The following is a 23,608-nucleotide window of genomic DNA, read 5'->3' as shown; positions in this document are numbered from 1 at the left end:
GCCATCAGAGTAGGTCGATCAGGAAGGGAATGAGCGGCGCGTCCGCCGGCGGCATCGGATAGTCGCGCAACTGGCGCGGCCTCACCCATTTCAACGCCTGCACCTCCTTGGCCACCGGCGTGCCCCAGAAGCGCCGGCACACGAACAGCGGCATCAGCAGATGGAACGTTTCGTAGCTGTGGCTGGCGAAGGTGAGCGGCGCCAGGCAGGCGACCCTGGTCTCGACGCCGATCTCCTCGGCCAGTTCCCGCACCACGGCCTCCTCCGGCGTCTCGCCGGGCTCGATCTTGCCGCCGGGAAATTCCCACAGCCCGGCCAGCGACTTCCCTTCCGGGCGCTGCGCGATGAGCACGCGCCCGTCGGCATCGACCAGGGCGCAGGCCGCCACGAGCACCATCTTCTTCGGCGTTTCGGTCATGACGGGGCACCCGGCGGCTGGCGATAGCGGTAGCGGTAGACGTCGGCGAAGCCGAGCGAGCGGTAGAGGCCGATGGCAGCCCTATTGTCGGCCTCGACCTGCAGCCAGGCCTGGCGCGCGCCGCGCAGCTTCGCCCATTTCAGGGCCGACAGGATGGATCGGCGGGCAAAGCCCTTGCCGCGCCGGTCGTCCGCGGTGGCGACCTCGAACAGACCGGCGAGTTCGGCATCGTGGACGCAGATCAGCGAGCTCGCGGGCTCACCCTCGTCCTCCAGCACGAAGAGGCCGGCCTCCGCCCGGATCGCGCCGATGATCTCGGACAGGCCGGGCCTGAGCGTCGTGCCGAGACGATGCGTCCTGGCGGCGGCGCGCAGGAAGCGGCCGGTATCCTTCAGCGGGATCTGGTCGATGGCCTTCTCGACCTCGGGAGCGTTGCCGAGACCAAGCCACATGACGATCGATTCACCGAAGACGCTCCAGCCCAGCGCATCGAAATGCGCATTGAGCCGCGCGCCCGATAGTGGCGACATGCGGAAGGTCAGCGGCCGCCCGCAGGCCTCGAAACGACGCCCGGCGCGGCCGATGCGCTCGTTGAGGCTGGTGAGGTCGCCCGGATCGAGCGGGTTGACGGAGTTGAGCCGCTTTGCCGGATGTCCCGCCGTCAGGCGGATCGCCCAGGTCCCGTCATACTGGACGGAGGCCGCCGGCCAGGCACGGAAACCCGCCGCTTCGAAGCGGCGGACCAGCGGCAGTTCGGGGTTCTCCGCCATCTCTCCCGGGCTCAGCTGCGATAATCGCCGTTGATGGCGACATATTCCTTGGTGAGGTCGCAGGTCCACACCGTCGCCTTGCCCCGGCCGATGCCGATATCGGCGCGGATGACGATCTCGTCGCGTTTCATATAGGCCGAGGTCGCCGCTTCCGAGTAATCCGGATCGCGCTCGCCATTATGGGCGAGGCGGTTGTCGCCGAACCAGATCGACAGCAGGTCGCGGTCGGCCGGCTCGCCGGCCTTGCCGACGGCCATGACAACGCGGCCCCAATTGGCGTCCTCGCCGGCGACGGCAGTCTTGACGAGAGGCGAGTTGGCGATCGCAAGGGCGATGCGCTTGGCCGAGCGCGCCGACTTCGCCCCTGTCACCGTCACCTCGACCTGCTTGCGCGCCCCTTCGCCGTCACGCACGACCTGCAACGCGAGGTTCTTCAGGATGCGGTTGAGCGCCCGGCGGAACTGGGCGAGGCGCGCATCGTTGGGCTCGCTGATCTCGGGCGCGCCGCGCCGCCCGGCCGCGCCGGTCGCGAAGAGAAGCAGCGTGTCGCTGGTCGAGGTGTCGCTGTCCACGGTGACCGAATTGAAGCTCTTGCCGACGCCCTTCGACAGCATGTCCTGCAACACTCCCGCGGCGATCGGCGCATCGGTGGCGATGAAGGAGAGCATCGTGGCCATGTCGGGCGCCACCATGCCGGCGCCCTTGGCAATTCCGTTGATGGTGACGTCGGCATCGCCGAGCCTCACCGTGGCCGTTGCATATTTCGGATAGGTGTCCGTGGTCATGATCGCCTGGCCGGCCTCCTTCCACAGGCCGGGCTCGGCGCGCCTGGTCATGTCGGCGATCAGGTGGCTGAAACGGCCGGCGTCGAGCGGCTCGCCGATGACGCCGGTCGAAGCGAGGAAGACGTCGCCCGGCCTGCAGCCCGACGCTTTGGCGGCCGCCTGCGCCGTCATGTCGGTCGTTTCGCGCCCTTTCTTGCCGGTGAAGGCGTTGGCGTTGCCGGAGTTCACCACCAGCATGCGCGCCTTGCCGTCAGGCAAATTCTGCCGGCAGAAATCGACCGGCGCGGACGGGCATTTGGAGCGGGTGAAGACGCCGGCCACCTGCGTGCCCTCGTCGAAGGCCATCACCAGAAGGTCGGTGCGGTTCTTGTACTTGATGCCGGCCTCGGCGGTGGCGATCCGCACCCCCTCGATCGCGGGCATTTTCGGCTGGGATTTCGGAGCGAGCGGGGAAACGGCAGTCGACATCGAGGCCCTCGGCGGGTGAATGGCTGAAGAAGGCCTCGTTTGCCCCAGAGGCGCGACGCGCGCAAGGCGTTTTGGCCCAGACAGCGCCAGGATTCCGATCCATGTCATGGTTCGCAGGAAAGTTGCCCGCTGCCTCGCCTTCCCCCCTGTTCCATGCCATGGTTGCGGACCATCCTCGGGGCAAGCCTTTCAGGGAGGCCAGCATGCGGGCCGGCGCGCCGAAGGGAAAACATGTCGTGGCGGGCCTGCGGCTCGGCCTCGCCTGCCTCGCCTTCGCCCTCGCCATGGGCGATGCAAGTGCAGGCGAGCCGGGTTGTGGCAGCCCGGAGCCGGTCAACACGCTGAACGAACTATGGGCAGCCCTCTACGCCTGCTGGCAGCCGCCGCCCGGAAGCGCAGGCATGGAGATCACGCTTACCTTTTCGCTGCGGCGGGACGGCAGCCTCATCGGCAAGCCGCGGGCGACCTGGTCCAGGCTTTCAGGCAGCGAAGCTCAACGACGTGCCTTCGTCGCGTCGGTTCTGGCCGCGCTCGATCGGCAACTCCCCCTGAAGCTCACCGACAGCCTCGGCGGCGCAATCGCCGGACGCCCATTCGCCATGCGCTTTGCGGCGCGCGAGCAGGTCCCCGAACAGTCTTTATGAGCGTTGCATGTCTCTCGCGGCACACCGCGCATTTGTCGCGCGGGTGTCTTCGTGCCGGTCAGGCACGCCCGGCATGAAAGCGAGCCGCTCCGCTGTGGCCGCTGCGGATGCCGGCCCAGGATCGATGGGCGGCGGCCGGCCGATACCCGGCCGCCGAATGCATTGCGGCTATTGCGCCTTCTCGGTTTCGTCGACGGCCTTCTTCAGTTCGGGATCGGCGATCTCGACCTTGCCGCTCTCGCGCAGCGACTGGACCAGCGCTATGTATTTCTCGCGTAGGATGAGCGAGCGGAACTGCTCCTTGACCTGCTCGAATGCCGGCGGCTGCTGGGCGCGCTTGTCCTCGACCTTGATGACGTGCCAGCCGAACTGCGACTGGACCGGCTCCTTGGTGTAGCTGCCGACCTCGAGGGCGAAGGCCGCCTTCTCGAATTCCGGCACCATCTGGCCGGCGCCGAAATAGCCGAGGTCGCCGCCATTGGCGCCTGAGCCGGGGTCGGTCGACTTATCCTTGGCGATGTCCTCGAACTTCTCGCCGGCGTCGAGCCGCTTGACGACGTCCTGGGCCTCCTCCTGGGTCTTGACCAGGATATGCCGGGCCCTGACCTCGTTGGCCGGCGGCGTGGCGGCGATCTCCTTGTCGTAGCGGGCGCGGACCTCCTCGTCGGTGATCTTGCCGGCAACCTCGGCATCGATCAGCGCCGCATGCAGCGCCCTCTGCTTCAGGAACGCCATGCGCCGCTGGAACTCGGGATCCTTGTCGAGGCCCTTGGCCTCCGCATCGGCCGCGACCAGCTGGATCTCGATGATCGCAGACAGCGCGGCGGCGCGGCGCTGTTCCGCCGGAAGGCGGGCGAACTGCTGATCGAGATCGCTCTCGGCCAGCGCCAGATCCGCCTCGGTGATCGACTTGCCGCCGACGGTGGCGACCACCTTGTTGGGGTCGGGCTGGGCAGCCGCCTGCGCGGCGTCGGGCTTGGCGGTCTCCTGAGCGAGGCCGGGCATGGCCGCGGCTCCGATCAGGCCGGCGGCAAGAACGAAGGGCGCGATCGACACGCGGCGGATCGAGAATGGCATGCGAGGGTGCTCCGGTTCGGGTACTGACGACACCTGAAAGGCGGGAAATAGGGCGGAATTTCGCTCGGGCGAGGCTGGCTTTGCCACGTTGACATCGCCGGGGGCCCCTCTTATCTGTCCTTCACCTTGGCGTCCAGAAGCGATTTCCGGGCGCTTTTCTGTTATATGACCTGCATACTCATACAAATGCTGCGGGTACGGCCCACCGGGCCACGTCGGCTTTGTGGAATTGAAAGGACCTTTGATGGTCAGTTTCGGCGGCCTAGCGCGCAAGATCTTCGGTTCCTCCAACGACCGCCGCGTCAAATCGATGCGGCCCCGGGTGGAAGCGATCAACGCCATGGAGAACGAGATCGCGGCTCTCTCCGATGCCGAACTCAGGGCCCGCACCGACCAGTTCCGCCAGGACGTCGCCAACGGAGCCTCGCTCGACGATCTGCTCGTCCCCGCTTTCGCCACGGTGCGCGAGGCGGCCAAGCGCGTGCTGGGCCTCAGGCCTTTCGACGTCCAGCTCATCGGCGGCATGGTGCTTCATTCCGGCGACATCGCCGAGATGCGCACCGGCGAGGGCAAGACGCTCGTCGCCACGCTTCCGGTCTATCTCAACGCGCTGTCCGGCAAGGGCGTCCACGTCGTCACGGTCAACGACTATCTGGCCAGGCGCGACGCCGAATGGATGGGGCGCATCTATTCGTTCCTCGGGCTCACCACCGGCATCATCGTGCATGGGCTCTCCGACGAGGAACGCCGCGCGGCCTATGCCTGCGACGTCACCTACGCCACCAACAACGAGCTTGGCTTCGACTATCTGCGCGACAACATGAAATATGAGCGCGCGCAGATGGTGCAGCGCGGTCACAATTTCGCGATCGTCGACGAGGTGGACTCGATCCTGGTCGACGAGGCGCGCACACCCCTGATCATCTCCGGCCCGCTGGAGGATCGGTCGGAAATGTACAATACGGTCGACCGTTTCATCCTGCAGCTCCAGCCGTCCGACTTCGAGGTCGACGAGAAGCAGCGCACCGCCACCTTCACCGAAGAGGGAACGGAAAGGGTCGAGCAGTTGCTGGGCGCGGCCGGGCTGCTCAAGGGCGAGCACCTCTACGACGTCGAGAACATCGCCATGGTGCACCACGTCAACAACGCGCTGAAGGCGCACCGCCTGTTCCAGAAGGACAAGGACTACATCGTCCGCAACGGCGAGATCGTCATCATCGACGAATTCACCGGCCGCATGATGCCGGGCCGCCGCTATTCGGAAGGCCTTCACCAGGCGCTCGAAGCCAAGGAACACGTGGCGATCCAGCCCGAGAACCAGACGCTGGCCTCGATCACCTTCCAGAACTATTTCCGCATGTACGGGAAGCTTGCCGGCATGACCGGCACCGCGGCGACGGAAGCGGAGGAATTCGGCAACATCTACAATCTCGACGTGGTCGAGATCCCGACCAATCTGCCCGTCCGCCGCAAGGACGAGGACGACGAGGTCTATCGGACCGTCGAGGAGAAGTACAAGGCGATCGTCAACGAGATCCGCGAGGCGAATGCCAAGGGCCAGCCGATTCTGGTCGGCACCACCTCCATCGAAAAGTCCGAGCATCTGGCCGATCGCCTGCGCAAGGAGGGCATCAAGGACTTCCAGGTGCTCAATGCCCGCTACCACGAGCAGGAAGCCTTCATCGTCGCCCAGGCCGGCAAGCCGGGCGCGATCACCATCGCCACCAACATGGCCGGCCGCGGCACCGACATCCAGCTCGGCGGCAATGCCGACATGCGCATCGCCCAGGAGCTGGCCGAAATCCAGCCCGGAGCAGAGCGCGACGAGAAGGAGAAGGCGATCCGCGTCGACGTGCAGCGCCTGAAGGAACAGGCGCTGGCCGCCGGCGGCCTCTACGTGCTCGCCACCGAGCGCCATGAATCGCGCCGCATCGATAACCAGTTGCGCGGCCGCTCCGGCCGCCAGGGCGATCCCGGCCGTTCGAAGTTCTTCCTGTCGCTGCAGGACGACCTGATGCGCATCTTCGGCTCGGAACGCATGGACGGCATGCTGCAGAAGCTCGGCCTCAAGGAGGACGAGGCGATCATCCATCCCTGGATCAACAAGGCCCTGGAGAAGGCGCAGAAGAAGGTCGAGGCGCGCAACTTCGACATCCGCAAGAACCTGCTCAAATATGACGACGTCATGAATGACCAGCGCAAGGTGGTCTTCGAGCAGCGCCTGGAACTGATGGACGGCGAGAACCTGTCCGAGACGGTCGCCGAGATGCGCTCCGACGTGATCGAGGATCTGGTGGCCAAGCACATCCCCGAAACGGCCTATGCCGAGCAGTGGGACGCGGCCGGCCTGCAGGCCGGCGCACAGCAATATCTCAATCTCGACGCGCCGATCGAGGATTGGGTCAAGGAAGAAGGCATCGCCGAGGACGATATCCGCGAGCGCCTCACAAGGCTCACCGACGATGCGGCCAGGGATCGCGCGGAGCGTTTCGGGCCCGAGATCATGACCTATGTCGAGCGCTCCGTCGTCCTGCAGACGCTCGACCATCTCTGGCGCGAGCACCTGGTCAATCTCGACCATCTGCGTTCGGTGGTGGGCTTCCGCGGCTATGCCCAGCGCGACCCGCTCAACGAATACAAATCCGAGGCCTTCGAGCTGTTCCAGGCGCTGCTCGGCAATCTGCGCCAGGCGGTGACGGCACAGCTGATGCGCGTCGAACTGGTGCGCGAGGCGGCGGAGGCGCCGCCCCTGCAGACGCCGGAAATGCACGGCCACCATGCCGACGGCTCCACCGGCGAGGACGATTTCGGCGGCGACACGGCCATCGCCGTCCGGCAGGAGACGATGCGCGTCGTCCCGGCCGAAGAGCGCGATCCGAACAATCCCAGGACCTGGGGCAAGATCGGCCGCAACGAGGCCTGCCCCTGCGGCTCGGGCAAGAAATACAAGCACTGCCACGGCGCCTTCGCGTAGGCTGGAGCATGTCTCCCGAAAGTGGGTACCGGTTTCGGGACAAAGACATGCGTTAAATCAAAGGCCTACGTAAGCGTCCGGTGAGGACCGCCACAGTACACGACAGAATGGTCGCGGGCGGCAACATATCCGCTTCGTCATCCACGGGCGAGCGCACGCAGCGAAGCGCAGGGCGCGATGACCCGTGGATCCATGCCGTGACCGACCCGAAGGCCGGAGACGGTCGAGGAAGAGGATGGCTCCCCTATCCACCTGCCCAAGCCCGCTTTGCACCGAAGCAGTCGTCCGCGATTTCACGGCACGGATTCTCGGGTCACCTCGCCCACGCTTCGCGCAGGCTCGGGCCCGAGAATGACGAAGATAGGGCGGCGCTGTTTCCGGGATGCCAAACCGATGCGCACTTTTGCTGGAATTGATCCAGCCCTCGGGTAGCCGAGGGCGCCATGATGTGGTGGGTCCGAACACTCTCGACCTTCGATGTATCCAGCATGTCATGCCGTCCCGACTACTGTCGTGTACCGTCATCCGTTTCACGCAACACGCTGTAGGCACGGCAAACAAATGGCCCGGCGGTCCCACGGCCGCCGGGCTATTTGTTTTCACCCTCCCCCACCGCCGTGTTCCGGCGACTTGAATGCCTCGCATTTTGACGCCATATTGCGTCAGAAACAGCGTCTTCTTTCGCAATAGGAGGCCCGAAATGGGCTTGATCCAATATTCCGACGACGGGTTTTTCGCGCCGCGCAAGATCGCGGACGCCTTCCGCACGACGAGCGAGGAAGTCGCCCGGACCGCGGGGCTCGGCAAGGACGCGGTGCAGCGCAAGGACAGGGTACGGTCGGATAAGACGCAGCGCCGGCTGCGCGAGATGATCGAGATCATCAACAAGGTCGAGCCCCGTTTCGGCTCCTCGCTGATGGCCTATGCCTGGTACCGGTCGGAACCCCTGCCCGGCTTTTCCGGCCAGACGGCGATGCAGCTCGTGCGCGGCGGCCGGGCCGACGACGTGCTCGACTATATCGATGCCGTCGACGCGGGCGTTCACGCCTGAACGTGGCGGGCCGCTACGAGGGCAAGCTCTATCGTGCGCTGAACCCGATTCATGCGCGCGAGCCCTTGTCGGGGCGCGGGGCAGAACTCTATGGCGGCAGGTTCAACCCGAGAGGCATGCCGGCGCTCTATCTGTCCCTTTCCGTGATGACGGCGCTACGGGAGGCCAATCAGGCCGGAAATCTCCAGCCGACGACCCTCGTCTCCTATGACGCGCAGATCGATGGCGTTTTCGACACACGGAATGAAGCTGCCCTGGACGCAGAGGGCATGGATCTTGCCGGCCTCGCCGACAGTTCCTGGCGCGACCGGATGAAAACGACGGGGGAAGCGCCGACACAGACCTTCGCACGGCGATTGGTTGCCTCGGGCCATAACGGCCTGCTCGTCAGGAGCTTCGCACCGGGCGCGACCGTCGAGGACGTCAATCTCGTCCTGTGGCGGTGGAGCGACGCCGCCCCCTCCCGGCTCGTCCTGATCGACGGCGAGAAGCGCCTTTCCCGATAGGGACCTTACGCCGGCCTCCTGTGTGCCGCTACGGCGTGCTCAGCGTCTGCGCCTTCCGAGCTGGCCCCACAGGTCATAGGCCGCCAGCGCCAGGCTGATGACGATGACGATGGCCAGATCCAGGCGCCCGACGCGAAACCCGACAACCGCCAGGAATGCCGTGAAGACGGCGAATGCCAGGGCGGCCATGAGACGGTTGGTGGTCATGCCGGTCACCTCCCGTAGATGAGGCTCGGGAGCCAATGGACGGTGTCGGGAACGAGATAGATGATCACCATGCACAGGATCACGATCAGCAGGTAGGGCATCATCCCGCGGAAGATGTCGGGAAGCGTGACGTGATCGGGCGCGATGCCTTTCAGATAATAGGCCGACATGGCCATGGGCGGCGACAGGAATGCCGTCTGCAGGTTGACGGCGACGAGAACGCCGAAGAACAGCGGATCGATGCCGAAATGCGGCAGCAGGGGCAGGAAGATCGGGATGAAGATCACGATGATCTCCGTCCACTCCAGCGGCCAGCCGAGGATGAAGATGATCAGCTGCGCGACCAGCAGGAACATCAGGGGCGATATGTCGAGGCCGGTCACGAAGTCGCTGATCAGTTGCTGGCCGCCCAGATAGGCGAAAACCGAGGCGAAGGTCGCGGAGCCGACAAAGAGCCAGCACACCATCGCCGAGGTTCTGGCGGTGAGATAGACGGATTCCTTCAGCCTCTGCCAGGTGAGCGCCCTGTAGGCGACAGCCAGCAGCAGCCCGCCGATCGCGCCGACGGCGGCCGCTTCCGAGGGCGTTGCTATGCCGAACAGTATCGCGCCGAGCACCGCCAGGATCAGCACGGCGAGCGGCACGAAGGAGATCAGCATCATCCAGGCGATCTCGAGGGCGGAATGATCGCCCACCTGCTCCCTGGTCGGCTTCGGCGCGAGGCCGGGTTGCAGCACGGCGCGGCCCACCACATAGGCGAGATAAAGGCCGGCGAGCATCAGGCCGGGAATGAGCGCAGCCGCATACATGCGCACCACGGAGACACCGGACGTGGCGGCATAGACGATCAGCATGATCGACGGCGGGATCAGGATGCCCAGCGTTCCGCCGGCGCAGATCACCCCGGATGCATAGCGGACGTCGTATTTCGCCTTCAGCATCGCGGGAAGGGCAAGAAGCCCCATCAGGGTCACCACGGCGCCGACGATGCCCGTGGCTGTGGCGAACAGCGTGCAGGTGACGAGCGCCGCCACCGCCATCGAGCCGGGAATGCGGCGCGATGCAATGAACAGCGTGCTGAACAGGCGGTCGACGATGTTTGCCCGCTCGACCACGTAGCCCATGAACAGGAACAGGGGGATGGCGGTCAGCACGTCGTTCGACATGACCGAATAGGTCTGGTTGACGAACAGGTCGAAGATCCGGTTGTTGAAGAATCCGCCGATCCAGGCTTCCATCTGCGTCCAGTCGTCGGCAGCGGCTTCGACGGCGCGATGATAGCTGCCCCACATGCGGGCGGCGTCGAAATAGGCATAGTAGCCGAAGGCGACGCCGAGGGCGGCGAGCGTGAAGGCGACGGGAAAACCGAGGAATATCGCGAGGATGAGGATGAGCAGCATCACCACGGCGACGATGGGATCGCTCATCGGGATGATCCTCGCTCGTCGTCCGGCCTGTCGACCGTGCCGGCAGGAATGTCGACCGCTTCGGAACCGTGCTCGAGCACCTCGAGGGTCTTGGTTTCCATGAGAATTTTCTCGGTCTCCTCGACATCGGCGGCGGCGTGCAGCCATGCGCCCGAGCGAAGGCACAGGATGCAGCGGAAAACCTGCGCCACGCCCTGGATCAGCAGCAGGATCCCCGCGGCGACGATGACGGATTTGAACTGGAAGATCGGGATGTTGGCCGGGCTCATGGTGCTGACTTCCAGATAGCGCCACGAGCGGCCGGCATATTTCCAGCCGGCGAAGATGAGGGCAAGCACTGCCGGGAAGAAGAAGAGAATATAGAGGACCAGCTCAACCGCCGCCTGGGTCCGCGGCCTCCACAGCCGGTAGAGGAAATCGCCCCGCACATGGCTGTCCCGCGACAGCGCATAGGCTCCCGCCATCATGAACATCGTCCCGTACATCATGTAGGACAAGTCGAATGCCCAGGGCGTCGGCGCGCGGAACAGGTAGCGCACCACGACCTCGTAGCCGACGCCGAGCGTCATGATCATGACGCTCCATGCGAAGACCTTCCCGAACCAGGCCGACAGTCTGTCGGCGAAGACTATGTAGTTCTCCACGGCAATTTCGCTCGATCACCCGGCGGATTTCGATGGCGCAAGACCGGCAAGGATCACCCTGCCGGTCACCGGTATTGGAGATCTGCCCGGCTCAGATCTTGCCCGGGAAATAGTGCCGGTAGGCGAGTTCGTAGTCGGGCGCGTTCTGCAGGCTGTAGTAGACCACCCTCTCGCTCCAGGCCTTCTGGCTTTCGACGACCTTGGCGAAGAAGGGGTCCTCCATCAGCGGCGGCAGGATCTTGTCCCAGGCGGCCAGCTGCGCCTCGAGCACCTCGTCCGGCGTCCGCTTCACATTGACCCCGGCTTCGGTCGCGAGCTTCTGAAGGTCCGCGGAATACTGGTTCATGGCCAGGGCGTAGTTGGCGAGATGCGCGGCTTCGACCCCATACTTCAGGATGGCCTGCAAGTCCGGCGGCAAGCTCTCGAACTTGTCCCTGTTGAAGATGTATTCGAAGGACTCGCTGGCCTGATGGTAGGACGAAAGCATGTAGTTCTTGGCAACGTCCTGCGCTCCGAAACGCATGTCCGAGGTCGGGTTGTTGAATTCGAAGCCGTCGATCACCCCGCGTTCCATGGCCGGCACGATCTCGCCGCCGGGCAGCTGTGCCACGCTCGCGCCCATCGCCTGAAAAAGATCGGCTGCGAGGCCCACGGTGCGGTATTTCAGCCCCTGCAGCTGGTTCGCGTCGGTGATCTCGTTCTTGAACCAGCCGAGCGGCTGGGCCGGCATGCCGAAGGACAGGAACCCGACCACGTTCAGGCCGAGAATGTCCTGCGTGAGCTCGCGATAGAACTCGTAGCCGCCGCCGTGATAGAGCCAGGCGATCATCTGGTTGGCATCGGCGCCGAAGACCGGGCCCGTTCCGAACAGCGAGGCGGCTTTGTTCTTGCCGTACCAGTAGACCGGCACCGTATGGGCCGCATCGATGGTTCCGTCATGGCAGGCGTCCTGCACCTGGAAGGCCCCGACGACGGCGCCGGCCGGCAAGAGGTCGATCTTGATGCGGCCGCCGGACATTTCCTGCACACGCTCGACATATTGCTGCGCCATTTCCTGGAACACGTCCGAGGCCGGCCAGGATGACTGCATCTTCAAAGTGACCGGTGCCTGCGCCAGCACGGCGGGGGCGGCCAGACCTGAGGCGACGGCCGCGCCGCCGGCCACGGTCGAACCCTTGAGAAAGCGCCTGCGCGACAGTTTGTTGCTGTTCATCATGTTCCTCCCTGGCTTTGTTTTATCGGTTTTGTAGAACAGAATAGGCGAAGCTCGACCGGTTGCAAGACCGGAGCCGCATTGCCTGCCGCTGGCGACCTGCCACCGTTTCTTAAAGACTTCGCGCTAGGAGTTCGCCATCGACGGAAAACGGGGAAGTCTCGCGTTGCGATTTTCCGCAGCAACGACGGCCGACAGGTTGCTGCCGGAGCGCCTTGCGCTCCGCATGCGCCCGCTGCTCCGCCGTGTCGACGACATCCTTTTCCGGGCCGACGAGCGCGGCGAGGCGAGCCGCATGTCGGTCATCGCCTTCGCGATCCGCGTCGTCAGCGCGGCCATCGCATTCCTCAGCCAGGTGCTGCTCGCCCGCTGGATGGGCGGCTTCGAATACGGCATCTTCGTGCTGGTGTGGACGGCGATGATCCTCGCCGGCAACCTGTCCTGCCTCGGCTTCCATACCTCGGTGATCCGCTTCGTGCCGGAGTACCGGGAAAAGGGGATGCTTCCCGAGCTGCGCGGCGTGCTCGTCGCCAGCCGCCTGGTCGTGCTCCTCGCTTCCACCGTCTTCGCGGCGCTCGGCATAGCCGGCGTCCATGTGCTGTCGGCCGCGATCGAGCCCTATTATGTCGTTCCCTTCATCCTCGGCATGATCTGCCTGCCGATGATCGCGATGTCCGACCTGCTGCAGGGCATCTCGCGCGCGCATAGCTGGGCGATCGCCGCGCTGGCGCCGACCTATATCGAGCGGCCGCTGCTCATCCTCCTGTTCATGGCCGGCGCGATCGTCGCCGGCTACGCTCCCGATGCCAGGACGGCGCTGATCGCGGCGATCCTCGCCACCTACGCCACCACGCTGATCCAGCTTCTGCGGGTGACCGCCCGCATCGGCCGCCTCCTCCCGGCCGGCCCCGTCCGCATGCGCTACGGCCGCTGGATCGCCATCTCGCTGCCGATCTTCCTGGTCGAAAGCTTCTTCTTCCTGCTCACCAATGCCGATGTGCTGATGGTCGGCGCCTTCATGGAGCCCAACGCCGTCGCCGTCTATTTCGCGACGGTCAAGACGCTCGCCCTCGTGCATTTCGTCTATTTCGCGGTGAAGGCGGGCGTGGCGCAGCGTTATGCGCAGTTCACACATGGCGACAGCGGGAAGCTCGCGGCCTTCGCCCGCGAGACCGTCTCCTGGACCTTCTGGCCGTCGCTGCTGATGGCCCTCGTGGTGCTGGCGCTGGGCAAGCCGATGCTCATGCTGTTCGGCCCAGGCTTCGATGCCGGCTATCCGCTGCTCTTCCTGCTTGTCGCCGGCGTCGTCGCGCGCGCCGCCGTCGGCCCGTGCGAAAGCCTGCTCACCATGAGCGGCAACCAGAATGTCTGCGCCTTCGTCTATGCCCTGACGCTCGCCGTCAACGTGGCGCTGAGCGTGCTGCTCATTCCCCGCATCGGCCTGTGGGGCGCGGCGGTCGCCACCGCCGGCGCCATGGTCTTCGAGGCGGCCGCGCTTTCCTTCACTGTCTGGCGCCGGCTGGGCATCGTCATGGCCGTGTTCCTTCCCGCACATCCCGCAAAGGAGGCCCGCTGATGGCCGCCGTGCCCCTGCTCGAGGAATTGAATAGCAGCTCTTCCGGCCCGATGGTCGCCAGTCTTGCCGGTCTTGCCGGCGAACCTGTCGATGACGCCCTCATCGAGCTGCTCGTCGACGATCGGCCACTGCGCCGGCTCGCCGTCTACGCCGCCTCCGCCGGGTTCGAGATGGTCGAGGAGCTCGATCATCTCTGCCGCCGCACGGTCGAGCCCAACGTCTTCTTCAATCCGCGCTTCCTGGCGCCGGCCATGCCGCGGCTGGAGGACCGGGAGGTGCGGCTCGCCGTCATTCGCGACGGCAACGAATATCGCAACCGGCTGCGGCTGCTGGTGCCCTTCTCCATCGAGAAGCCGCCGATCCCGATCGCCGTGCCGATCATGCGCACCTGGTCGAGCCCGTTCGGGCCGCTCGGAACCCCGCTGCTCGATCGTGACGACCCGGCGGGCGTGCTGGAGGATTTCTTCTCCATGCTGGCGCGGCCGCATCTCAAGCTGCCCAAGGTCTTCGTCCTGCCCGACATGCCGCTCGACGGCCCGGTCGCCAGCCTGCTGAGCGCGGTGGCCGAAACACGCGGCCTGCCGCTCGCAGTCGTCAACAAGGTCGAGCGCCCCTATCTCGCCAGCGAGCTCGACGGCGACGCCTATCTCAGGCAGTCGCTCAGCCCGCACCATCTGCGCGAATTCCGCCGGCTGAAGCGCAGGCTCGCCGATACGGGCACGCTGGAGCACTGCGTCGCGCGCACCACCGACGAGATCAGGCTCGGCGTCGAAGCCTTCCTCACCCTCGAAGCCGCCGGCTGGAAGGGCCGCGAGCGCACCGCCATGGCGATCGACCGCTTCCGCGCCGCCTTCGCGCGCGAAGCCGTCGACAGGCTCGCAGAGCTCGACATCTGCCGGGTCCATTCGCTCGTCCTCGACGGCAAGGTCATCGCCTGCCTCATCGTCTTCGTCGAGGCCGGCATCGCCTATACGTGGAAGACGGCCTATGACGAGGCCCTCGCCACCTATTCGCCCGGCACGCTCCTGATGATCGAGGTCACCCGGCAGCATCTCGAGGACCCCAACATCGAGGCGACCGATTCCTGCGCAGTGCCCGACCATCCGGTCATGAGCCGGCTATGGAGCGAGCGCAAGCCCCTCGCCACTTTCGTTGTCGGCCTGACGCCTGACGCCGACCGGGCGACACGCCAGGCCGCCTCGCAGCTCCATCTCTACAGCGAGACCCGCAAGCTGGCCCGCACCTTGCGCAACCGCGTGAAAGGCCTGCTGAGACGGAAGTGAACGCGCGGCCGATCCTGCCCAGCGGCGCAACGCCGCAAGCCCTGCCGCGTCGGAAGCCGCACAACGCACTTTCGAAAATCGTGTCGGATTTTCGGGCCGGTGCGGTAGAAGATCGGTAGAGCAAACCGAACCGGAGCCCGACGCCACATGACGCTTGCCCGCAACCTCGACGCGATCATCCCCGACATCGTCGCCTGGCGTCACGATTTCCACGAGCACCCCGAGCTTCTCTATGACGTGCATCGCACCGCCGGCGTCGTGGAGCGCCTGCTCGGCGCGTTCGGCTGCGACGAAGTCGTCGGCGGTATCGGCCGCACCGGCGTGGTCGGCGTCATCCGCGGAACGCGGCCGGGCAAGGTGATCGGCCTCAGGGCCGACATGGATGCCTTGCCCATCGAGGAAACGACCAACCTCCCCTACCGATCGAAGACGTTCGGGCTGATGCATGCCTGCGGCCATGACGGCCACACCGCGATGCTGCTCGGCGCGGCCCGCATCTTTGCCGGGGACCGCGATTTCGCCGGCACGGTCGTCGTCATATTCCAGCCGGCCGAGGAGGGCGGCGCGGGCGCCCGGGCCATGATCGAGGACGGCTTGCTGGAACGTTTCGGCATCGAGGAAGTCTACGGCATGCACAACATGCCCGGTCTCGCCGTCGGCCGCTTCGCGCTGCGGCCCGGTCCGCTGATGGCCGCCGCCGACAAGCTTACGGTCGAGATCGAGGGGCGCGGCGGCCATGCCGCGCGACCGCATCTGTGCGTCGATCCGATCCTGGTCGGCAGCCACATCGTCACGCAGTTGCAGTCGCTGGTGGCGCGCAATGTCGATCCGCTGGAATCCGCCGTCGTTTCCATCACCAGCTTCGAGGCCGACGGCTCCCACAACATCATCCCGCAGAAGGTGGTGCTGCGCGGCACGGCAAGGACCTTGCGGCACGAGGTTCAGGATCTTGTGGAAGCGCGCTTCGTCCAGGTCGCCGAGGGCACGGCTGCACTTCACGGCGCCACGGCCCGTGCCGTCTATGAGCGGCTCTATCCGATCACCGCGAACGACCCCGGCCGCGCGGCTTTCGCCGCGAGGGTGGCCGCCGACGTGGCGGGGCCGGGCAATGTGAACGACGACACCCCGCCGCGCATGGGCGGAGAGGATTTTTCCTTCATGCTGGAGAAACGGCCTGGCGCCATCATCTTCCTCGGCAATGGCGACAGCGCCGGGCTCCATCACCCGGCCTATGACTTCGACGACAGCGCCATCCGTCACGGCGTCTCCTACTGGCTGCGCCTGGTGGAGACGGCTTCACAGTCGTGAGCTCGAATTGAATGCCATGCCGCGGCGAGCCTGTCAGTTCACCACGGCTTCTCTTTTGGCCCGGTCCCTGGAGATGCGGCGGATCACCTTGCCCGTGGTCGTCAGCGGCATGGAATCGACGAACTCCGCCTCGCGCGGAAAGGGACGACCGAGCTGTCAAGCATAGCGAAGTATTGCGCTCTCGCGCCAACGCTAAGGCCCACCAGCCCATGATGGGTCAGAAGATCAGCGGGGTCGTAGGGAAACGATGCGTCGACCATCGCTCGCCTGCGCTCGCCAAGTTGCCCCAGGATGGAGTGAGACTGCACGGCATGATGGAAGAGTACTCGCATCGAGACTGCCATCCTCTTGGCCTCACCATGATGACCGGCATCGAAAGCAGTCGCGGATGCCCTGAAGGAAGGACAAGTGCTCGTCGCGTGTGACGAAGCGAGCGGCCGGCCGGGAGATTATGGCAGATCGTAGGTGGTGACGAGCGGCACTGAACCATACGGAGCGCGGAGCCGGGCACGAGCCAGCGACTGCCGCCGTACAGCGATTGGATGCCTGGCAAACATCTGCCGCGATGTTCCAGACAAGCGAAACCGGCCGCAATCGGAGCACACTACCTCGTCGCAGGCACCATCGCGCTCTACCGAGTGCTGTGCAGGTTTCTTGCAGACCGGACACGGTGCATTCTTTCGAGCCACGTCAAACACCTCCCCTCATAGTCAATGAGGGGAGGAAAACAGAATTGGCGCTGGTCGACAAGCAGCCCGCGAATAGATGCTCTTGACGAAAAGCACTGCCGTTGCGCGACAGCCGGGCTGAAGACCGGCACTTCATTTCTGGATCCCGATCCAGAGAATGGCGGGACCAAAAAAGGCGGAGCCTACTCGCAGCCTTCGAAGCTGCCGAAGCTCCTGACCAGCCGTTCCACCACCGCATCGAAGGCCTTCCTGTCGGCTGCCGGATATTCCAGGCGGAAATAGGCGGCCTCATCGGCGCAAAGCGGCACCGCCCGCGCATAGAGGATGCGTCCCTCACGCGTGGCGGACCAGTTCCAGCCAGCATCATTGCCGCCACTATAGGCGAGCTTCCAGCCTTCCTCCTCATCCGAGAGAATGCGCTGGGTAACATCCTCCCTCAGCGTCAGATCCGTCAGGATCGTGCCCCATACGACAAGCTCGGCATCTCCCTTGGCCGAATGGGCTTTGCCGCCATCGCCGTTGTCCGCCTCAACAATCTCCGAAAAGCCCGGAGGCATGTCGATCGAATAGGCATAGCGACCGTTTTTGTAGCGGTCCCATTCGGCCGTCCGCCCCAATCCCGTCGAAGCAGCCACGGTCAACACGAAAAGGGCGATAGCGACCGCGATTGCTCTGAACATCATTCGAAGTCCCCCAGTAAAGTTCCAATAGGCCATCACCGCGGCGGACGAACCCTTCAGTTCACCGCGGCGGACGAAGCCTTCAGTTCACACCGCGGCTTCTCTCTTCGCCCGGTCCCTGAAGATGCGGCGGATCACCTTGCCCGTGGTCGTCAGCGGCATGGAATCGACGAACTCCACCTCGCGCGGATATTCATGCGCCGACAGCCGCTCGCGCACCCAGAGCCTGATCTCCTCCGCGAGTTCGGGCGACGCGGCGAAACCGTCCTTCAACACGACATAGGCCTTGACGATCTCGGTGCGCAGCGTATCGGGCTTGCCCACCGCGGCGGCGAGCGCGACGGCCGGATGTCCGGTCAGGCAGTCCTCGATCTCGCCCGGGCCAATGCGGAAGCCGGCCGAGGTGATGACGTCGTCGTCGCGGCCGAAGAAATGAACATAACCGTCCTCGTCCTCGATCCCCTGGTCGCCCGTTGTCATCCAGTCGCCGACGAACTTCTTCGCCGTCGCTTCCTCGTTGCGCCAATATTCCAGGAACATCACCGGGTCGGGACGGGCGATGGCGATCTGGCCGGGAGTGCCGGTCTTCACCCGGCGCCCCTCCCCGTCGATGACGGCGACGCGATGCCCCGGCACCGGCAGGCCGATCGCGCCGGCCCGGCTGATGCCGATCGCGCCGCAGGAGCCGAGCACGAGATTGCATTCGGTCTGGCCATAGAACTCGTTGACCGTGAGGCCGAGTTCGGTTCTTGCCCAATCGAAGGTCTCGCGGCCGAGCGCCTCGCCCGCCGAGCACACTGCCCGAAGATCAAGGCTGAAGCGCGCCCCGATCCCGCTGACGCCCTTCATCATCCTCAGCGCCGTCGGCGGAATGAAGGCGGTCCGCACCTTCATCCGTTCGGCCAGGAGCAGCGCGCTTTCCGGATCGAATTTCTCGAAACGCGACGCGACGACCGGTACCCCGAAATAGAGCGACGGCAGCAGCGCGTTGAGCAGCCCGCCTGCCCACGCCCAGTCGGCCGGCGTCCACATCAGGTCGCCTTGCCCGGGCAGGAATTCATAGGCCATCTGCACGCCGGGAAGGTGGCCGAGCAGCACCCGATGGCCGTGCAGCGCTCCCTTCGGCGGGCCGGTCGTGCCCGAGGTGAAGATCATCATCGCGGGATCGTCGGGCCCCGTATCCTCCGCCTGGAAATGCTTGGAATGGTCGGCGACCAGCCGGCGGAAACCGAGGCCGTCGCCATCCGTTCCTTCGACGACGACGACATGCCGGAGATCGGGGAGCCGGTCGCCGATGCGCTTGAGTTTGGCGTGGCCGGCCGCGTTGGTGATGATCGCCTTCACGCCCGCCGTCTGCAGCCTGTATTCGAGCGCCTCGACGCCGAACAGCAATGCCAGCGGCACCGCGATCGCGCCGAGCTTGTAGATCGCGACATGGCTGATGACAGTCTCGAAGCATTGCGGCAGGAGCAGCGCGACGCGGTCGCCGCGGCGCACCCCGAGCTTGCGCAGCGCATTGGCAAGCGCGTTGGACTGCGCGGCGAGCGCGCCGAAGCTGAGTGTCCGTGCCGGCCCCGAGGGATCGTAGTCGAACAGCGCGGGACGGTCCGGCGCGCGCGCCGCCCAGCCGTCGGCGACGGCCGTGCCGATGTTGAAACGCTCCGGTATCGTCCAGCGGAAGTCGCGATAGAGGTCTTCGTAGCGGTCACGCCGTTCGAGCATCGTGCGCGTCTGATCCCTTGATGGCGGGCCGGCGGCAGGCGGCCGCGATTCCGCACTGCGTCATAGCCTGTTTGGAATGGAATACCAACGTCGACGGAAGGGCCGTTGACGCGCGCTATCTCAGGAACTGCCGGAACCGCCGCAGCGAAAAGAAGAAGAGCACCGACCCTATGACCAGCAGCGTGGCGAGTTGCGGCCATACGACCGTCAGCCCGGCCCCGCGGAACAGCACGGCCTGCGCCAGGATGACGAAATGCGTGTTGGGCGCTGCGAGCATGATGGTCTGGATGATCTCGGGCATGCTTTCGCGCGGCGTCGTGGCGCCCGAAAGCACCTGCAGCGGCAGCAGCACGAGCATCAGGAGCAGGCCGAACTGCGGCATGGAGCCGGCGATCGTCGCCAGGCGTCCGGCTGTCGCTGGTGAGCACCTTGCCGGCGGCCGCAGAGTTCGGTCTCGTTCAAGTAGCGCATGGAGAGGATCGTCGCCTCCTACGGCCTGCGCGTCCAATTGGTCGGCTTGCGCGTCGAACAAGGCTGGAAGCCCGCGGATTGCAGCGTTCACAATGCGTTCGAAGAGCCGGGCATCTACGCTGCGGCAACCCTCTACCACCGCAAGCCGCTCATTCCGGGCTATTAGTGATTGCTGGCAGACCCGAGGCAATTGCTGTAGGCTCCGCCGCGGAGGAACACGCCGGCCTTGCCGGTCATGACGAATACAGGACCAACGAATCTGGGAGGGTTCATGGTCGAGATCATTTCGAAGCGGGACGGGTCGCGGCGCGAGGACATGCGGGTCAAGCAATTGATCGAGCAGAACCGGGCCACCATCACCCGCATAGCCGACCACATCAGTTCCGGCGCCTATTCGGCGCGCAAGGCGCCGCGGGAAGCTCCGAAGGCGCAGGGTCTGATCTTCCATCATATCAGCGGTGGCCCGGCTCCCGCGGAGGTTCACCCGCAGGTTCGGATAAGCCTCAACGGGCGCGTCGTGGTGGTGGATCACAATTCAGGCAAGCAGCTTCACCACATCGGCGAGATCCGCCGCAAGGACGGCGTCGAAACGTTCGTGCTCGCCACCAGGGTCAACGGCTTCTTTTCTCCGGTCGACGCCGGCATTGCGACCGCGCTTGCCGAACTGGACGGCGCCGGGATCGAAGCGGCTGGAGGCGAAGAGCAGTTCGCCGCCGTCATCGGTGCGCGGCTGGGATTTGTCTGATGACCGCGCCCCCTCCCTTCTAGTTCGAACGCAACCAGGACAGTCACGAATTATTCCGGGGCCCCCGAATGTGATAACTGGATGAAAAAAGACATCGGCCAAGACGAAATCCAGGTCGCCACCCGTCGCTCACGCTCCGGTCCGGAAGCGGGAAGACTGGTTTCCATCAATGCGGACTACGACGAACGCATAACCATGCGCGCGTGGGAGACGCTGCTTTCGGGCGAAGCCGACGCAGCGTGCCGTCGTTTCCCGGTTCGCTCGCTCATCCACGATTCGTGGAGCCGCTGCGCCACCGGCGGTATCGACGCCCAGCAGGGCGAAGCACCCATCAACAGCGGCAAGGACGAGATCGAATATCTCAGGCGCGCCAACGGCGATCTTCTCGCCGCCGCACGTCGATCCTTCGCCACCATCGGCCGTCTCCTCGACGGGACAGGTGCGATGCTGGTCCTGGCCGACGGCGACGGCATGTTGATCGACGCTATCGGCGACAAGAAGACCATTCACGACGGCATGGACATCCATCTCGCCATCGGCGGCAAATGGACGGAAGACGTCGTCGGCACCAACGGCATAGGGACGGCCCTTTGGACGGGTGAGCCCGTGTTCGTCCATGCCGCCGAGCATTTCTGCGCCGGTATCAAGTCTTGGACATGCGCAGGCTCGCCGATCCGGGATCCGTTCGACGGAAAGGTCATCGGCGTGGTCGATCTTTCCGGCCATCCCGACATCTTCCGGCCGCACAACACCGCCCTTGTCGCGGCGGCCGCGCGGGAAATCGAAAAGGCCCTGGCCGACCACCAGAATGCCGAGCGCACGCGCCTGCTGGAGGCGTTCATTGCGTCGGCACCGCGCTACCGCCACACCGACGGCCTGATGATCGTGGACCGGCGCGGCCGGGCGATCTATCGCAACAACCTGCCGGACTACGCCGCCGCCGTCCTGGCCGACGAGCCGTCGCCGCAAGGTCATGGCCGGCGTCTGCAACTGCCCGAGGCGGACCCGGTCGCGACCCTGGCCAAAGCGCTGCCGGACGGCATGCCGGCATGCAGTGTCAGCCCGCTCAAGGTCGATGGAGATCTTCGCGGTGCCGCCCTTATGTTCCCATCGACCAGAACAGCTCGCGCCGCACGTCCCTCCCGTCCGCTTTCGCCTCACTTGCGCGAGGCAGCCGCGGCAATCGTCGGGGACAGTGACGCGCTGCTGGCCGCAATCGACGTGGCTTGCCGCGTCGCCCAATCGCGTGAAGTAACCTCGCTTTTGATCGAGGGCGAAACCGGCGTCGGCAAGGAGCTCTTCGCGCGGCTCGTCCACGCCGGCAGCCGACGCACCCCGAACGACCCGTTCATCGCCATGAACTGTGGAGCGATCACCCGGGAACTTTTCGGAAGCGAGCTGTTCGGCCATGTCGCCGGCGCCTTCACCGGCGCCAGTCGTGAAGGCAAGCCAGGCGTCTTCGAACTTGCCAACGGCGGGGTCCTCAGTCTCGACGAGATCGGCGAGTTGCCGCTCGAGATCCAGCCGTTCCTGCTGCGCGTGCTCGAAGAGCGAGTTGTCCACCGGGTTGGCGACAGCCGCGATCGCCCGGTGGACGTGCGGCTTGTCGCTTCAACCAACCGCGACCTCAAACAAGAGGTTGCAGCGGGACGCTTTCGGCGTGACCTCTACTACCGCATCGGCACGGTCTCGATACATGTGCCGCCCTTGCGCGAGCGGGGCGCCGACGTGTTGCTGCTCCTCGACCATTTCAACCGCAAGCTCGCCGACCGGATCGGGGGAACGTTGCTTGATTTCTCCGACCCCGCGCTCGAGGCGCTGGAGGCCTATCGCTGGCCGGGCAATGTGCGCGAACTGCGAAATCTGGTCGAACGGTTGCACGTGCTTTCACGCGGCGACCGGGTGGAGGTCGAAGACCTGCCCGAAGAGATGGCAGTGTCGCAGCACTTCCAGGAGCCCGAAAAACCCGTCGATACGGCGGCTGCGGCCGTGGAGCGGCCGATCCTCAGTTTCGAGGAAGCGGAACGTCAGGCAGTCATTAACGCGCTGGCCGCCGAAGGCGGCAATCTCAGCCGCGTCGCACGGAGACTTGGCATTTCGCGTCCGACGCTCTACCGCAAGCTCGACCATTTCGGTATCCGCCGCGGCTTTGTCTGATCTGCGCCGGCTCACCGGCACGTCGGCTCAAAAAGAACCCCATGGCTGCGGTGCCATGGGGCGGGAGGAGCCTTGGGGCCTTGGGTCAGGCAGCTTGCACCGCGCCGTCGCGAAGGGTGGCCGCCTGGTTGCGCAGCAGAACCCCCGCCGCCGCTGCACCGAGGCATGGCGCGACGATATAGAGCCATAGTTGCGAGATTGCGGTTCCGCCTGCGAACAGCGCCGGTGCGAGCGAACGGGCCGGGTTGACCGAAGCGCCGGAGACGGCGATTCCGGCGAGATGGATCACCACCAGCGTCAGGCCGATCGCCAGCCCGGCGATCGCTCCGGCGCCACCTTGTGCGGTGGCGTTCAGGATCACGGTGACGAACAGAAAGGTCGCAACAAGCTCGAACAGAAACGCCGACACAACGGAAAAAGCCGACCAGCCATTCTGGGCAAAGCCGTTTGCTGCGATGTCGTAGCCGGCGACCTTGCCTTGGGCGATGACAAAGAGCACCCCCGCGGCGACGATCGCACCAAGGCATTGGGCGATGACGTAGCAGACGAAGTCCCCCTGGCCGAGGCGGCCGGAAACCAGGAAGCCGAGACTGACGGCCGGATTGAGGTGCGCGCCCGAAATGGGTCCGATCGAATAGGCCATCGCCACCACCGACAGGCCGAAGGCCAGTGCCACGCCGAGCAGGCCGACTTCCGAGCGCATGAATAGAACCGTTGCGCAGCCGAAGAAGACCAGCGCGAAGGTTCCGATGAATTCGCAGGCGTATCTGTTCATTTTCCACTCTCTGGGTTG

Annotated in this window: 21 protein-coding genes and 1 pseudogene; 10 read left to right on the top strand and 12 right to left on the bottom strand. The window is 65.3% G+C overall.

The annotated features are described in order from the left end of the window. Positions 1 to 4 precede the first annotated feature (4 nt). The 3 genes from mutT to argJ are packed head-to-tail and all read right to left on the bottom strand — an operon-like array spanning position 5 to position 2,441. Positions 5 to 418, bottom strand: coding sequence for an 8-oxo-dGTP diphosphatase MutT (mutT, locus tag JN302_RS12475; RefSeq protein ID WP_202333065.1), 414 nt, complete (start codon positions 416 to 418; stop codon positions 5 to 7). Beyond that, a complete protein-coding gene (locus JN302_RS12470; RefSeq protein ID WP_202312523.1) occupies positions 415 to 1,188 on the bottom strand; it encodes a GNAT family N-acetyltransferase in 774 nt (257 codons plus the stop codon). Before JN302_RS12470 ends, mutT begins: the two co-directional genes overlap by 4 nt. An 11-nt stretch (positions 1,189 to 1,199) precedes the next feature. After that, positions 1,200 to 2,441, bottom strand: coding sequence for a bifunctional glutamate N-acetyltransferase/amino-acid acetyltransferase ArgJ (gene argJ / locus JN302_RS12465; RefSeq protein WP_202333063.1), 1,242 nt, complete (start codon positions 2,439 to 2,441; stop codon positions 1,200 to 1,202). Positions 2,442 to 2,644: 203 nt separating this feature from the next. Between argJ and JN302_RS12460 the strand changes: the two genes are divergently transcribed. Continuing rightward, positions 2,645 to 3,085 (top strand): hypothetical protein, encoded by a 441-nt coding sequence (locus JN302_RS12460; protein ID WP_244743254.1) that lies wholly within the window; start codon positions 2,645 to 2,647, stop codon positions 3,083 to 3,085. Between the two features lie 168 nt (positions 3,086 to 3,253). Here the strand turns inward: JN302_RS12460 and JN302_RS12455 are convergent, their stop codons facing one another. Continuing rightward, positions 3,254 to 4,162 (bottom strand): peptidylprolyl isomerase, encoded by a 909-nt coding sequence (locus JN302_RS12455; protein WP_202333061.1) that lies wholly within the window; start codon positions 4,160 to 4,162, stop codon positions 3,254 to 3,256. Positions 4,163 to 4,406: 244 nt separating this feature from the next. On the opposite strand from JN302_RS12455, the gene secA reads away from it, so the two are divergent. The 3 genes from secA to JN302_RS12440 all read left to right on the top strand — a co-directional run bounded on the left by secA (position 4,407) and on the right by JN302_RS12440 (position 8,693). Continuing rightward, complete coding sequence (secA, locus tag JN302_RS12450) at positions 4,407 to 7,136, top strand: preprotein translocase subunit SecA (RefSeq protein WP_202333059.1); 2,730 nt, start codon at positions 4,407 to 4,409, stop codon at positions 7,134 to 7,136. Between the two features lie 700 nt (positions 7,137 to 7,836). After that, entirely contained in the window at positions 7,837 to 8,187 is a 351-nt protein-coding gene (locus tag JN302_RS12445) for an MbcA/ParS/Xre antitoxin family protein (protein ID WP_202312517.1), read from the top strand. 2 nt (positions 8,188 to 8,189) lie between these two features. Then, positions 8,190 to 8,693, top strand: coding sequence for an RES family NAD+ phosphorylase (locus tag JN302_RS12440; RefSeq protein ID WP_202333057.1), 504 nt, complete (start codon positions 8,190 to 8,192; stop codon positions 8,691 to 8,693). Positions 8,694 to 8,732: 39 nt separating this feature from the next. Here JN302_RS12440 and JN302_RS12435 read toward each other — a convergent pair whose 3' ends face one another. The 4 genes from JN302_RS12435 to JN302_RS12420 all read right to left on the bottom strand — a co-directional run bounded on the left by JN302_RS12435 (position 8,733) and on the right by JN302_RS12420 (position 12,184). Then, the gene (locus JN302_RS12435) at positions 8,733 to 8,900 is read right to left on the bottom strand and encodes a hypothetical protein (protein ID WP_202312513.1); all 168 of its coding nucleotides are present in this window, start codon (positions 8,898 to 8,900) and stop codon (positions 8,733 to 8,735) included. Positions 8,901 to 8,905: 5 nt separating this feature from the next. Continuing rightward, positions 8,906 to 10,327: a TRAP transporter large permease gene (locus JN302_RS12430; protein ID WP_202333055.1), complete on the bottom strand. Its 1,422-nt coding sequence runs from the start codon at positions 10,325 to 10,327 to the stop codon at positions 8,906 to 8,908. Next, entirely contained in the window at positions 10,324 to 10,971 is a 648-nt protein-coding gene (locus tag JN302_RS12425) for a TRAP transporter small permease subunit (RefSeq protein WP_202312509.1), read from the bottom strand. Before JN302_RS12425 ends, JN302_RS12430 begins: the two co-directional genes overlap by 4 nt. Positions 10,972 to 11,062: 91 nt before the next feature. Then, positions 11,063 to 12,184, bottom strand: coding sequence for a TRAP transporter substrate-binding protein (locus JN302_RS12420; protein WP_202312507.1), 1,122 nt, complete (start codon positions 12,182 to 12,184; stop codon positions 11,063 to 11,065). Between the two features lie 166 nt (positions 12,185 to 12,350). Between JN302_RS12420 and JN302_RS12415 the strand changes: the two genes are divergently transcribed. From JN302_RS12415 to JN302_RS12405, 3 genes are all read left to right on the top strand, one after another. Further along, positions 12,351 to 13,760 (top strand): oligosaccharide flippase family protein, encoded by a 1,410-nt coding sequence (locus tag JN302_RS12415; RefSeq protein WP_202333053.1) that lies wholly within the window; start codon positions 12,351 to 12,353, stop codon positions 13,758 to 13,760. Further along, the gene (locus tag JN302_RS12410) at positions 13,760 to 15,043 is read left to right on the top strand and encodes a GNAT family N-acetyltransferase (RefSeq protein ID WP_202333051.1); all 1,284 of its coding nucleotides are present in this window, start codon (positions 13,760 to 13,762) and stop codon (positions 15,041 to 15,043) included. Before JN302_RS12415 ends, JN302_RS12410 begins: the two co-directional genes overlap by 1 nt. A 147-nt stretch (positions 15,044 to 15,190) precedes the next feature. Further along, positions 15,191 to 16,351, top strand: coding sequence for a M20 aminoacylase family protein (locus JN302_RS12405; protein WP_202333050.1), 1,161 nt, complete (start codon positions 15,191 to 15,193; stop codon positions 16,349 to 16,351). 871 nt (positions 16,352 to 17,222) lie between these two features. Here JN302_RS12405 and JN302_RS12400 read toward each other — a convergent pair. The 3 genes and pseudogenes from JN302_RS12400 to JN302_RS12390 form a co-directional block, all read right to left on the bottom strand. Beyond that, the gene (locus JN302_RS12400) at positions 17,223 to 17,723 is read right to left on the bottom strand and encodes a hypothetical protein (protein ID WP_202333049.1); all 501 of its coding nucleotides are present in this window, start codon (positions 17,721 to 17,723) and stop codon (positions 17,223 to 17,225) included. Between the two features lie 84 nt (positions 17,724 to 17,807). Then, entirely contained in the window at positions 17,808 to 19,442 is a 1,635-nt protein-coding gene (locus JN302_RS12395; RefSeq protein ID WP_202312498.1) for an AMP-binding protein, read from the bottom strand. A gap of 115 nt (positions 19,443 to 19,557) precedes the next feature. Then, positions 19,558 to 19,845 (bottom strand): annotated as a pseudogene (locus JN302_RS12390) (ABC transporter permease); the annotation flags it as partial. A gap of 66 nt (positions 19,846 to 19,911) precedes the next feature. Between JN302_RS12390 and JN302_RS12385 the strand changes: the two are divergent. From JN302_RS12385 to JN302_RS12375, 3 genes are all read left to right on the top strand, one after another. Beyond that, positions 19,912 to 20,079 carry a hypothetical protein gene (locus JN302_RS12385; RefSeq protein WP_202315356.1) on the top strand — a complete coding sequence of 56 codons (168 nt, stop codon included), beginning with the start codon at positions 19,912 to 19,914 and terminating at the stop codon, positions 20,077 to 20,079. Positions 20,080 to 20,184: 105 nt separating this feature from the next. Further along, the gene (locus JN302_RS12380; RefSeq protein ID WP_202312497.1) at positions 20,185 to 20,658 is read left to right on the top strand and encodes a hypothetical protein; all 474 of its coding nucleotides are present in this window, start codon (positions 20,185 to 20,187) and stop codon (positions 20,656 to 20,658) included. An 81-nt stretch (positions 20,659 to 20,739) separates the two neighbouring features. After that, a complete protein-coding gene (locus tag JN302_RS12375; protein ID WP_202333048.1) occupies positions 20,740 to 22,815 on the top strand; it encodes a sigma-54-dependent Fis family transcriptional regulator in 2,076 nt (691 codons plus the stop codon). Positions 22,816 to 22,900: 85 nt separating this feature from the next. Here JN302_RS12375 and JN302_RS12370 read toward each other — a convergent pair whose 3' ends face one another. After that, positions 22,901 to 23,590 (bottom strand): aquaporin, encoded by a 690-nt coding sequence (locus JN302_RS12370; RefSeq protein ID WP_202312495.1) that lies wholly within the window; start codon positions 23,588 to 23,590, stop codon positions 22,901 to 22,903. Positions 23,591 to 23,608 lie beyond the last annotated feature (18 nt).

The organism is Mesorhizobium sp. L-8-3 (assembly GCF_016756615.1).
GTDB lineage: Bacteria > Pseudomonadota > Alphaproteobacteria > Rhizobiales > Rhizobiaceae.
This window is presented reverse-complemented; position numbering and strand designations above follow the sequence as displayed.

Bases quoted from the DNA above. Each gene is read 5' to 3' on its own strand.
- JN302_RS12400 (WP_202333049.1), bottom strand. From the start codon at position 17,723: ATGATGTTCAGAGCAATCGCGGTCGCTATCGCCCTTTTCGTGTTGACC.
- JN302_RS12455 (WP_202333061.1), bottom strand. From the start codon at position 4,162: ATGCCATTCTCGATCCGCCGCGTGTCGATCGCGCCCTTCGTTCTTGCC.
- JN302_RS12385 (WP_202315356.1), top strand. From the start codon at position 19,912: ATGGAGAGGATCGTCGCCTCCTACGGCCTGCGCGTCCAATTGGTCGGC.
- mutT (WP_202333065.1), bottom strand. From the start codon at position 418: ATGACCGAAACGCCGAAGAAGATGGTGCTCGTGGCGGCCTGCGCCCTG.
- JN302_RS12445 (WP_202312517.1), top strand. From the start codon at position 7,837: ATGGGCTTGATCCAATATTCCGACGACGGGTTTTTCGCGCCGCGCAAG.
- JN302_RS12470 (WP_202312523.1), bottom strand. From the start codon at position 1,188: ATGGCGGAGAACCCCGAACTGCCGCTGGTCCGCCGCTTCGAAGCGGCG.
- JN302_RS12435 (WP_202312513.1), bottom strand. From the start codon at position 8,900: ATGACCACCAACCGTCTCATGGCCGCCCTGGCATTCGCCGTCTTCACG.
- argJ (WP_202333063.1), bottom strand. From the start codon at position 2,441: ATGTCGACTGCCGTTTCCCCGCTCGCTCCGAAATCCCAGCCGAAAATG.
- JN302_RS12460 (WP_244743254.1), top strand. From the start codon at position 2,645: ATGCGGGCCGGCGCGCCGAAGGGAAAACATGTCGTGGCGGGCCTGCGG.
- JN302_RS12420 (WP_202312507.1), bottom strand. From the start codon at position 12,184: ATGAACAGCAACAAACTGTCGCGCAGGCGCTTTCTCAAGGGTTCGACC.
- JN302_RS12370 (WP_202312495.1), bottom strand. From the start codon at position 23,590: ATGAACAGATACGCCTGCGAATTCATCGGAACCTTCGCGCTGGTCTTC.
- JN302_RS12395 (WP_202312498.1), bottom strand. From the start codon at position 19,442: ATGCTCGAACGGCGTGACCGCTACGAAGACCTCTATCGCGACTTCCGC.
- JN302_RS12405 (WP_202333050.1), top strand. From the start codon at position 15,191: ATGACGCTTGCCCGCAACCTCGACGCGATCATCCCCGACATCGTCGCC.
- secA (WP_202333059.1), top strand. From the start codon at position 4,407: ATGGTCAGTTTCGGCGGCCTAGCGCGCAAGATCTTCGGTTCCTCCAAC.
- JN302_RS12430 (WP_202333055.1), bottom strand. From the start codon at position 10,327: ATGAGCGATCCCATCGTCGCCGTGGTGATGCTGCTCATCCTCATCCTC.
- JN302_RS12375 (WP_202333048.1), top strand. From the start codon at position 20,740: ATGAAAAAAGACATCGGCCAAGACGAAATCCAGGTCGCCACCCGTCGC.
- JN302_RS12380 (WP_202312497.1), top strand. From the start codon at position 20,185: ATGGTCGAGATCATTTCGAAGCGGGACGGGTCGCGGCGCGAGGACATG.
- JN302_RS12410 (WP_202333051.1), top strand. From the start codon at position 13,760: ATGGCCGCCGTGCCCCTGCTCGAGGAATTGAATAGCAGCTCTTCCGGC.